8 protein-coding genes and 1 pseudogene are annotated in these 10,907 nt (G+C 72.8%); all 9 read left to right on the top strand.

Annotation, left to right across the window (positions count from 1 at the left end; translation table 11 throughout):
- Positions 1–18 precede the first annotated feature (18 nt).
- Entirely contained in the window at positions 19–171 is a 153-nt protein-coding gene (locus PYV61_RS13285) for a hypothetical protein (protein WP_275832262.1), read from the top strand.
- Between the two features lie 13 nt (positions 172–184).
- Positions 185–781 (top strand): nicotinate-nucleotide adenylyltransferase, encoded by a 597-nt coding sequence (nadD, locus tag PYV61_RS13280; RefSeq protein WP_275832260.1) that lies wholly within the window; start codon positions 185–187, stop codon positions 779–781.
- Between the two features lie 8 nt (positions 782–789).
- Positions 790–4,263 (top strand): preprotein translocase subunit SecA, encoded by a 3,474-nt coding sequence (gene secA, locus PYV61_RS13275; protein ID WP_275832258.1) that lies wholly within the window; start codon positions 790–792, stop codon positions 4,261–4,263.
- A gap of 134 nt (positions 4,264–4,397) precedes the next feature.
- Entirely contained in the window at positions 4,398–5,117 is a 720-nt protein-coding gene (gene radC, locus PYV61_RS13270; RefSeq protein WP_275832256.1) for a DNA repair protein RadC, read from the top strand.
- Between the two features lie 338 nt (positions 5,118–5,455).
- Positions 5,456–7,639 (top strand): bifunctional (p)ppGpp synthetase/guanosine-3',5'-bis(diphosphate) 3'-pyrophosphohydrolase, encoded by a 2,184-nt coding sequence (locus PYV61_RS13265; protein ID WP_275832254.1) that lies wholly within the window; start codon positions 5,456–5,458, stop codon positions 7,637–7,639.
- Positions 7,632–7,856: a hypothetical protein gene (locus PYV61_RS13260; protein ID WP_275832251.1), complete on the top strand. Its 225-nt coding sequence runs from the start codon at positions 7,632–7,634 to the stop codon at positions 7,854–7,856. The genes PYV61_RS13265 and PYV61_RS13260 overlap by 8 nt, the downstream gene beginning before the upstream one ends.
- A gap of 52 nt (positions 7,857–7,908) precedes the next feature.
- Positions 7,909–9,945, top strand: a pseudogene (gene uvrB, locus PYV61_RS13255) (excinuclease ABC subunit UvrB); the annotation flags it as partial.
- Positions 9,937–10,500 (top strand): tRNA (adenosine(37)-N6)-threonylcarbamoyltransferase complex ATPase subunit type 1 TsaE, encoded by a 564-nt coding sequence (tsaE, locus tag PYV61_RS26615; RefSeq protein ID WP_345785238.1) that lies wholly within the window; start codon positions 9,937–9,939, stop codon positions 10,498–10,500. The pseudogene uvrB and the gene tsaE, both read left to right, overlap by 9 nt.
- On the top strand, positions 10,497–10,907 hold a 411-nt coding region (tsaB, locus tag PYV61_RS13250), incomplete at its 3' end, for a tRNA (adenosine(37)-N6)-threonylcarbamoyltransferase complex dimerization subunit type 1 TsaB (RefSeq protein WP_275832246.1). The genes tsaE and tsaB, both read left to right, overlap by 4 nt.

The following is a 10,907-nucleotide window of genomic DNA, read 5'->3' as shown; positions in this document are numbered from 1 at the left end:
TTGTCTTCCTAAGACCGCTTGGCCTCCGACTTCGCCGCGGCCGCCCCGGCGCCGCCCCCCGCGCCGCCCGACAGCGCGGTCGTGCTCTGGTCGCAGGCGCCGATCCCGGTGCCGCCGGCCGCCGTCCCCCCGACGCCGCCCCCGGACCGGGTCGCGGCGTGGGCCGGCTGAGGCGTCGGCTCCGGTGGCCGCGCGCCTGGGCGTCCTCGGCGGGACCTTCGACCCGCCGCACGTCGGCCACCTCCTGATCGCCTCCGACGCCGTCGAGCAGCTGGCGCTCGACCGCGTCGTGTTCGTCCCGGCGGCGCTGCAGCCGCTCAAGCCCGGGTCCGCGCGGACGCCGTCGGAGCACCGGCTGGCGATGGTGCGGGCGCTGGTCGGGGACGACCCCCGCTTCGCCGTCGACCCCATCGAAATCGACCGCGGCGGGTTATCATACACGGTCGAGACGCTCGGGACCCTGGCGGCACGCATGCCGGGGGCCGAGCTCTTCCTGCTCGTTGGTGCGGACGTGCTCGCCACGTTCGCGCGGTGGCGGGAGCCGGAGCGGATCCGGCAGCTGGCGACGCTGGTCGTGCTGACCCGCGCCGACGCCGGCGGCCCGGACCCCGCCGAGGCGCCCCCCGACTTCCCGGGGGGGCCGCCGCGGTTCCTGCCGACGCGTCGGGTGGACGTCTCCTCCACCGAGGTGCGCGCCCGCCTGGCGGCGGGGCGATCGATTCGGGGCTTCGTGCCCGAGAGCGTCGCCGACCTCATCGGGTCGGCGGGGCTGTACCGATAGAGGATCCGATGCTCAAGTCCATCGTCAACCGCGTCTTCGGCAGCCGCCACGACCGCGAGCGCCGCCGCGTCTCGCCGATCATCGACGCGATCAACGAGCACTACGCGCGCCTGCAGGGCGTCTCCGAGGAGGAGCTGCGCGGGCAGACGGCCAAGTTCCGCGAGGTCCTGCGCGAGCGGACCGCGGAGCTCGAGTCGCGCATCGCCGAGCTGAAGGCGGCGAAGCACAACACGAGCGACGCCGCGGAGCGCGAGCGCCTCGACGCCGAGCTGCAGGGGCTCGACGGGCGCGGCGGGCTGGAGGCCGAGCTGCGCGCGGAGATCGCCGAGGTCCTCGACGAGCTGCTGCCGGAGGCGTTCGCCACCGTGCGCGAGGGCGCGCGGCGCCTCGTCGGCTCGAAGGTCCAGGTGACGGGGACCGAGCTGTCGTGGGACATGGTGCACTACGACGTGCAGCTCAACGGCGGCATCCAGCTGCACATGGGGAAGATCGCGGAGATGGCGACGGGCGAGGGCAAGACCCTCGTCGCGACGCTGCCGCTCTACCTCAACGCGCTCCCCGGGCGCGGCGCGCACCTGGTGACGGTGAACAACTACCTCGCCCGCCGCGACTCGCAGTGGATGGGGCACCTGTACTCGTACCTCGGGCTGACGGTCGCCTGCCTCGACGACACCGAGCCCGGGTCGCCGGAGCGCCGCGCCGCGTACGAGAGCGACATCACGTACGGCACCAACAACGAGTTCGGCTTCGACTACCTCCGCGACAACATGGTCGTGTCGCTGGACCAGCGGGTCCAGCGCCCGCACTGGTTCGCGATCGTCGACGAGGTCGACTCGGTGCTCATCGACGAGGCGCGCACGCCGCTGATCATCTCGGGCCCGGTGGGGAACGAGGGCGACGTGCAGTACGCGGAGCACAACGACAAGGTCGGCCGGCTGGTCCGCCGCCAGAACGAGATGGTGAACGGGCTGGTGGGCGAGGGGGAGCGCGCGCTCGAGCAGAAGGACACGGCGACGGCGGCGCTGCTGCTGTTCAAGGCGCAGCTGGGCGCGCCGAAGAACAAGCGCCTGCTCAAGGCGTACCAGGAGTCGGGCGTCAAGCAGCTCGTGCAGCGCATGGAGCTGGACTACCTGGCCGACCGCAAGCTGCCGGCGACCAAGCAGCAGTACCGCGACCTCGAGGACGACCTGCTGTACGTCCTCGACGAGAAGGGGCACACGGTCCACCTCACCGACCGCGGCGTCGACTTCCTCGCCCCCGAGCACCACGACGAGTTCGTGCTGCCGGACATCTCGACCGAGGTCCACCGGATCGAGCACGACCAGGACCTCCAGCCGCAGGAGAAGCTGGAGCAGCGGCGCGCGATCGAGATCGAGTACGCGAGCAAGAGCGAGCGGCTGCACATCGTGCACCAGCTGCTGCGCGCGCACGCGCTGTACGAGAAGGACGTGAACTACGTCGTGCAGGAGGGGCAGGTCCTGATCGTCGACGAGTTCACCGGCCGGACCATGCCGGGGCGCCGCTGGAGCGAGGGGCTCCACCAGGCGGTCGAGGCGAAGGAGCGCGTGCAGGTGAAGGGCGAGACGCAGACGCTCGCCACGATCACGATCCAGAACTACTTCCGCCTGTACGAGAAGCTCGCCGGCATGACCGGCACGGCGGAGACGGAGGAGGGCGAGTTCCACCAGATCTACGGCCTCGAGGTGGCCGTGATCCCGACGAACCGCCCGATCCAGCGCGACGACCGGCAGGACCTGATCTACAAGACGCGCCGCGAGAAGTACAACGCCATCCTCGAGGAGACGCGCCGCCTGCACGAGCTGGGGCTGCCGGTGCTCGTGGGCACGACGAGCGTCGAGGCGTCGGAGACGCTGTCGCGCCTGTTCGCGCGCGGCGGGATCAAGCACAACGTCCTGAACGCCAAGTACCACCAGCGCGAGGCCGAGATCGTGGCCGGCGCGGGCCAGCCGGGCGCGGTCACGATCGCGACCAACATGGCTGGCCGCGGCACCGACATCAAACTCGGCGCCGGGGTGCGCGAGGCGCGCCCGAGCGTGGTGAAGGACCTCGACGGGAAGGACGTGCAGGTCGAGGAGGACGGCGGGCTGCACATCATCGGCTCCGAGCGCCACGAGTCGCGGCGCATCGACCGGCAGCTGCGCGGCCGCGCCGGCCGCCAGGGCGACCCGGGCGCGTCGCAGTTCTTCCTGTCGCTCGAGGACGACCTGATGCGCCTCTTCGGGTCGGAGCGCATCGCGAAGCTGATGGACCGCCTGGGCGCGCAGGACGGCGAGGTGCTCACCCACCCGCTGATCACGCGCTCGATCGAGAGCGCGCAGAAGCGCGTCGAGCTGCAGAACTTCCAGCAGCGCAAGCGGCTCCTCGAGTACGACGACGTGATGAACCAGCAGCGCGAGGTGATCTACTCGCTGCGGGCGTTCGCGCTGGAGGGCGGGGAGGAGCTGAAGGGCGAGGCGCGCAAGATGGTCGAGAAGGCGCTCGCCCGCCGCGTCGAGACGACGCTCGGCGAGTTCGCCGAGGACGACGCCGACGCGTGGGACCCGGCGCTGCTGCGCCAGGACCTGCTGATGCACTACCTGGTCAGCGTCCCCGCGTTCGAGGCCGAGGACGGGCGCGAGCCCGAGCGGCCGGCGTCGCTCGCCGAGGCGCAGGCGCTCGCGACGACCGCCGGCACCGAGGCGTTCGACCGCAAGCTGCGCGAGCTCGACGACGTCACCGACGACGGGGGGCTGGGGTACGGCGAGCGGCTCCTCGCTCTCGTCATGCTCAACGTGCTCGACGAGAAGTGGAAGGACCACCTGTACGACCTCGACCAGCTGCGCGCGGCGATCCACTACCGCTCGTGGGGGCAGAAGGACCCGCTGGTCGAGTACAAGCAGGAGGCCTACACGATGTTCGTGGACCTCATGAACGACGTGGCGACGACGTTCACCGAGCGCTTCCTGAAGGCGCAGCTGGTGTTCGACCCGATGCCGCAGGCCGACCCGTACGCGGGCGCGATGCCGGGCGGCTACGACGGCTTCGACGGCGGCGAGCCGGCGGACCGTCCGAAGCGGCGCTACAACGCGCTCGGCATCCTCGAGGACATCCCGGAGCACGAGCTCGACGCCGCCTCGGCGTCGGCCAACGGCGACGGCATGCTGGCCGAGGAGATCGCCGAGGCGACGTACGACGCCGGCGACGACGCGGACGGTGTCGGGGACGACGTCGGGACGACGGCGCCGCAGGGCGCGGTCGACGTCGGCCCGGCGGAGACGCCGGCGGCGCCGCCGGCGGCCGCGGCGGCGACGCCGCCCGTCGTGGCGCGCCGCGACCCGGCGGTGCTCGGCGCGGGCCCGGTGCGCTCGCTGGCGCAGCCGCAGCCGATGCCGACCGGCGACTGGTCGAACGTGGGCCGGAACGACCCGTGCCCCTGCGGCTCGGGGAAGAAGTTCAAGAAGTGCCACGGCCAGCACCTGTGAGCCGACCGGCCGCCTGACCCGAGTGTCCCGACCGCCCGCCGCCGGCCCGTGCCGCGCGGCGGGCGGTCGTGCGTTCGGAGGGTCCGGTCCGCGGCGGCCGTCGGGGCGATGTTCGCGCCCGACCCCACCGCCCGATGACGACCGACGCCCCCACCGCCGCCCCGCGCCCCTGGCGCCGCCCGTTGCGCGAGCAGCCGCGCGCCGAGCGCCCCCGCGAACGCCTCCGCACGCTCGGCACCCACGCGCTGAGCGCCGCCGAGCTCCTGGCCGTGGTGCTCGGGACGGGGAGCGGGGGCGACGCCGCCATCGAGGTCGCGCAGCGGGTGCTGGGGCACGGCGCCGGGTCCCTCAGGCGGCTGGCGTCGCAGCCGGTGGCCGACCTGACGCGCGTGCGCGGGGTCGGGCCGGCGCGCGCCGTCGCCATCCACGCCGCGCTGGAGCTGGGGCGGCGCCTGGCGCTCGAGTCGCGCGAGGAGGGCGCGCCCATCCGCTCGCCGCGCGACGTCTACCAGCTGTACGCGCCGCGGCTGCAGGACCTGCCGGTCGAGGAGTTCCACGTCGCGGTGCTCGACGCCCAGCACCGGCTGGAGCGGGACGTCCTGGTGACGCGGGGGATCCTGAACTCCTCGCTGGTGCACCCGCGGGAGGTCTTCCGGGAGGCGATCGCGGAGCGGGCGGCGGCGATCGTCCTGGTCCACAACCACCCCAGCGGCGACCCCACCCCGTCGGCCGACGACCGCGCCGTCACCGACCAGCTGGCGGCGGCGGGGCGGCTGCTCGACATCCCGGTGCACGACCACGTGATCGTGGGGAGGGGGCGATACACGTCGTTCGCCGAGGGGGGATTGCTCTGAGCGGCCCATGACGGTGCAGGGCGTAGAGCGGGGTGGGGCGAACCCCTGGGTACGGCGGAGACCGGGGTGAACCGAACCAAGGGGTCGGGCGCAGAGCGGGGTACGGCGGAGCCGCCGACTCCAAGCTGTAGGTCCGCCGTCCCCCGGTGTGCGGGTCACCCCCGTTCGTCGTCTCCCGCTCTGCGCCGCACCCGGATCTGCGCCGCATCCGGCTCTCCGCCCCACTCCAGCCCTACGAAGCACCCCCTCCCGCCTCACCCCGGTTTCCGCCGCCGCTTTTCCCGCCCTACATTGAGACAGCGACCTCCGGCCGGGGTCGCGGGGCGCACGGAGGCGCGGTGAGCACGACCGTCCTGAGCGAAGTCATCCCGGGGTGGGACCTCGGGTCCGACGCGGTGCACGAGCGGCTCGACCCCGAGCTCCTCGTGCGCGCGTACCGCTACAGCGAGCGCGCCCACGAGGGGCAGACGCGCTCGTCGGGGGACCCGTACGTCTCCCACTGCGTCGAGGTCGCCAAGATCCTGGCCGACCTCCAGCTCGACACGATCACCGTCGCCGCGGGGCTGATCCACGACGTCGTGGAGGACACGACGATCTCGGTCGACGACGTCGCGCGGGAGTTCGGCGACGAGATCGCGCAGATCGTCGACGGGCTGACGAAGATCGGCAACCTGCCGATGCACTCGAAGGAGGAGCGGCAGGTCGAGAACTACCGCAAGCTGCTGCTGTCGGTCGCGAAGGACGCGCGGGTGATCCTGATCAAGCTCGCGGACCGGCTGCACAACATGCGGACGCTCGACTACCTGCCGCCGGAGAAGCGGCGCCGCATCTCGCAGGAGACGCGCGACCTGTACGCCCCGCTGGCGCACCGCTTCGGCATGGCCCGCGTGCGGTGGGAGCTCGAGGACCTGGCGTTCAAGCACCTCGAGCCGGAGGAATACCGCGCGCTGGCCAAGCTGGTCGCGACCAAGCGGGGCGAGCGCGAGGCGCTGATCGCGCAGCTGCGCGAGCCGCTGGAGCGGCAGCTGAAGAACGCCGGGATCGAGGTGCAGGACGTCGCCGGGCGCCCGAAGCACCTGTGGTCGATCTACAAGAAGATGAAGCAGCGCGAGAAGCCGTACGAGGAGATCTACGACCTCCTCGCGATCCGCGTGCTCGTCCACACCGTCCCGGAGTGCTACCACGCCCTCGGCGTCATCCACGAGTGGTGGACGCCGCTGCAGGAGCGGATCAAGGACTACATCGCGCAGCCCAAGTCGAACGGCTACCAGTCGCTGCACACCACGGTGTTCGGCCCGGGGAAGCAGCTGTTCGAGATCCAGATCCGCACGCGCGACATGCACCGCACCGCCGACTACGGCATCGCGGCGCACTGGCGCTACAAGGAGACCGGCCCGAACGGGCAGGACGACCTCGACCGGCACCTGGCCTGGTTCCGGCAGGTGCTGGAGCTGCAGCTCGACGCGAAGGACCCGGACGAGTTCCTCGAGTTCCTGAAGCTCGACCTGTACCAGGACGAGATCTTCGTCTTCACGCCGACCGGCGACGTCATCCAGCTCCCGAAGGGCGCGACGCCGATCGACTTCGCGTTCGCCGTGCACACCGAGGTGGGGCTGCACTGCTCGGGCGCGAAGGTGAACGGGCGCATCGCGCCGCTGGCGCGGCAGCTGAAGAACTCCGAGACGATCGAGATCATCACGGCGCCGACGGCGAAGCCCAGCCGGGACTGGCTGGCGCACGTGCGCACGAGCCGCGCGCGGCACAAGATCCGGCAGTGGCTGCGCATCGAGGAGCAGAAGACGGCGGCCAAGGTCGGGCGCGAGATCCTCGAGCGCGAGCTGCGGCGCCGCAAGCTCGGGAAGCCCGACGACCCCTCGCTGCTGGTCGTCGCCAAGCAGCTCAAGCTGCAGGACGTGACCCACCTGATCGCGTCGATCGGGCAGGGGGACGTCCCCGTGCTGCAGGTGCTGCGCGCGCTGCACCCGGAGATCGAGCCGACGCCCGAGCCGGCGAAGCCGGCCAGCGCCTTCGAGCGGCTGGTCGACCGCGTGCGCGGGAACGGGAAGGGGGTGCGGATCCAGGGCGCCGACGGGCTCATGGTCCGATACGCCCAGTGCTGCCAGCCGGTGCCGGGCGACCCGGTGGTCGGCTACGTCACGCGCGGGCGCGGGGTGAGCATCCACCGCGCCGACTGCCCGAACCTGCTGATGCTGGTCCACGAGCCGGAGCGCCGGCTCGAGATCGACTGGCAGGAGATGGAGGGGGAGCGCTTCACCGTGCGCCTCACCCTGGAGGGGTACGACCGGCGTGGCCTGTACGCCGACGTGGCGGCGGCGGTGACCGGCACGGGGACCGACATCCGGCACATGGAGCTGAAGACGGCCGACGGGCGGGCGACCGGCTCGGTGGTGGTGGAGGTCGAGAACCTCAGCCACCTGCAGAAGATCATCCGCGTCGTCCGGCGCGTGAAGGGGATCGGCGAGGTGGCCCGCCGCGAGCGGCTGGACGTGGCCGATGACTGAGCCGACCGCCGACGCCGCCCCGCCGCCCTCCGTCCGACCCGCGGCGGCCTACGTGGCGCTGGGCATCGCGCTGGTCGCGGCGGTGGCCGGCGGGATCTTCGTGGTGCGCGCGGCCCGGCACATGCCCCCGGTCCCCCCCGCGGGGCAGGCGCCGCCCGCGCGCCGGGCGCCGGCGCCGACCCCGCCCGGGCAGCCCGAGTACCCGCGGCTGAAGTGACGGCGGGCAGGCGGCCCGAACAGATTCCGGCAGGGGAGATTAGATTGCCCGCATGAGCGACCGCGCCGCCTTCCACGTCCAGGCCCCCTTCTCGCCCGCCGGCGACCAGCCGCGGGCCATCACGGAGCTCACCGCCGGCCTCGCCCGCGGCGACCGCTTCCAGACGCTCCTCGGCGTCACGGGCTCGGGGAAGACGATGACGATGGCCCACGTCATCGCCAACCACGGCCGCCCGACGCTCGTGCTGTCGCACAACAAGACGCTGGCGGCGCAGCTGTACGGGGAGCTCAAGAGCTTCTTCCCGAACAACGCGGTCGAGTACTTCATCTCGTACTACGACTACTACCAGCCCGAGGCCTACGTCCCCTCGAGCGACACGTACATCGAGAAGGACGCCTCGATCAACGAGGACATCGACCGGCTGCGGCTGCGCGCGACGTCGTCGCTGATGGAGCGCGAGGACGTGATCATCGTCTCGACGGTGAGCGCGATCTACGGCCTCGGCGACCCGGTCGAGTACAAGGCGCGCATGGTGCAGCTCGAGCGCGGGCAGAAGGTGGCGCGCGACGAGATCCTGCGGCAGCTGGTGGCGATCCAGTACAGCCGGAACGACGTCGCCTTCGAGCGCGGCACCTTCCGCGTGCGCGGCGACACGGTCGAGATCCTGCCGGCCTACGAGGAGCAGGGCGTCCGCGTCGAGCTGTGGGGGGACGAGGTCGAGCGCATCTCGAAGATCAACGCGCTCACCGGCGAGACGATCGCGACGCTCGAGAAGACGGCGGTCTACCCGGCCAAGCACTTCATCACCAACCGCCCGTCGCTGGAGCGCGCGGTGAAGGCGATCCGCGCGGAGCTGGAGGAGCGGCTGCAGTTCATGCGCGCCGAGGGGAAGCTGCTGGAGGCGCAGCGGCTGGAGCAGCGCACGAACTTCGACATCGAGATGATGCTGGAGATCGGGACGTGCGCGGGGATCGAGAACTACTCCCGCCACCTCTCCGGCCGCACCGGCGGCGAGCGCCCGGCCTGCCTGTTCGACTACTTCCCCGAGGACTTCCTCGTGGTCGTCGACGAGAGCCACGTCACGCTCCCGCAGATCCGCGGGATGTACAACGGCGACCGCGCGCGCAAGCTGACGCTGGTCGACTACGGCTTCCGCCTCCCGAGCGCGCTCGACAACCGCCCGCTGATCTTCGACGAGTTCCTGGCGCTCACCCCGCGCATGGTCGCCGTGTCGGCGACGCCGGGGGAGCTGGAGCTCGACCTGTCGGAGGGGATCGTCGTCGAGCAGGTGATCCGCCCGACGGGGCTGATCGACCCCGAGATCGAGATCCGCCCGGTGAAGGGGCAGGTGGACGACCTGCTGAACGAGATCCGCATCCGCGAGCGGCGCGGCGAGCGCGTGCTGGTCACGACGCTCACCAAGCGGATGTCCGAGGACCTCACCGACTACCTGCAGCAGGTCGGCGTGCGCGTGCGCTACATGCACTCCGACATCGACGCCATCGAGCGCGTCGAGATCGTGCGCGGGCTGCGGCTCGGCGAGTTCGACGTGCTGGTGGGGATCAACCTGCTGCGCGAAGGGCTCGACATGCCCGAGGTGTCGCTGGTGGCGATCCTCGACGCCGACCAGGAGGGGTTCCTGCGCAGCGACCGCTCGCTGATCCAGACGGTGGGGCGCGCGGCCCGCAACGTGAGCGGGCGCGCGATCTTCTACGCCGACCGGATCACCGGCTCGATGCAGCGCTGCCTCGACGAGACGGCGCGCCGCCGCGAGACGCAGATGCGGCACAACGAGGAGCACGGGATCGTCCCGCGGGGCGTCGAGAAGAGCGTCGACCACGTGCGCTTCGTCACGCGCGTGGCCGACGCGCGCGAGGAGCGCGAGGAGCAGGAGGAGGAGAAGGGGCGCGGCCGCGGGCGCGGCGGGAAGAAGGCGGCCGCCAAGGTGGCGGAGCGCGCGCCGGCGTACGACACGAAGGACCCGGCGGCGCTGATCGCGCAGCTCGAGGCGGAGATGAAGGAGGCGGCGAAGGCGCTCGACTTCGAGCAGGCGGCGCGGCTGCGCGACCAGCTGTTCGAGGTGAAGGCGCGCGCGGGCGGCTCCGCCGCCTCGGGCGGCGGGCGCCCCGAGGCGCTGGCGGCGCTGCGCGCGGCCGGCGGGCGCGTGGACGAGTTCACCACGCCGCCGGTGGGACACGAGGGGCCGCGCGTCCCGCCGCTCGCCGCGCGCGGGCGGCTGGCGCTGACGCGCGACGAGCTGGCCGCGTGGGGCGAGCGCTTCGGGCGCGCGGCGCACGCGCCCCTCGTCGTCACGCTCGCCGGCGACCTCGGGGCGGGGAAGACGACGCTCGCGCAGGCGATCTGCCGCGGCTACGGGGTGACCGAGGCGGTCACCAGCCCGACCTACGCGCTGGTGCACCAGTACGCGTCGCCGCGCGGGCCGGTCTACCACCTCGACCTCTACCGCCTGGAGGACCCGCGCGAGCTGGAGAACCTCGGCTGGGACGACGTGACCACCGCGCACGCGCTCGTCCTCGTCGAGTGGCCCGAGCGCGCCGCGGGGCGCCTCCCGGCCGGGCACGTCCCGATCGACCTGGAGCACGCGGAGGGAGACGCCGAGCGGCGCGTCCTCCTCGCCGGATGAGCGCCGCGGTCCTCGCCCTCGACGCGAGCACGGCGGCGGCGAGCGTCGCCGTCTGGCGCCCGCGCGCGCCGGCGCTGCTCCGGTCGGCGGCGATGCGCGGCGCGGACGCGGAGCGGCTGATGCCGGCGGTCGCCGAGGCGCTGGCGGCGGCCGGGGTGCCGGCCGGGCAGCTCGCCGCGATCGTCTGCGGCGGCGGGCCGGGGAGCTTCACGAACCTGCGCATCGCCGGCGCGATCGCGAAGGGGCTGGCGACCGTGTGGGACTGCCCGCTGCTCGCCGCGCCGTCGCTGGCGCTCGACGCGGCGGCGGCCGCGCCGCACGCGGGGCGCTGGCTGGTCACGCTCGACGCCCTGCGCGCGGCGCGCGCCGCGGCGCTGGTCACGCTCGCGGGCGACGGCGCCGCCCGC

Source organism: Roseisolibacter sp. H3M3-2 (assembly GCF_029211165.1).
Lineage (GTDB): Bacteria > Gemmatimonadota > Gemmatimonadetes > Gemmatimonadales > Gemmatimonadaceae > Roseisolibacter.
This window is presented reverse-complemented; position numbering and strand designations above follow the sequence as displayed.

Bases quoted from the DNA above. Each gene is read 5' to 3' on its own strand.
- radC (WP_275832256.1), top strand. From the start codon at position 4,398: ATGACGACCGACGCCCCCACCGCCGCCCCGCGCCCCTGGCGCCGCCCG.
- secA (WP_275832258.1), top strand. From the start codon at position 790: ATGCTCAAGTCCATCGTCAACCGCGTCTTCGGCAGCCGCCACGACCGC.
- PYV61_RS13260 (WP_275832251.1), top strand. From the start codon at position 7,632: ATGACTGAGCCGACCGCCGACGCCGCCCCGCCGCCCTCCGTCCGACCC.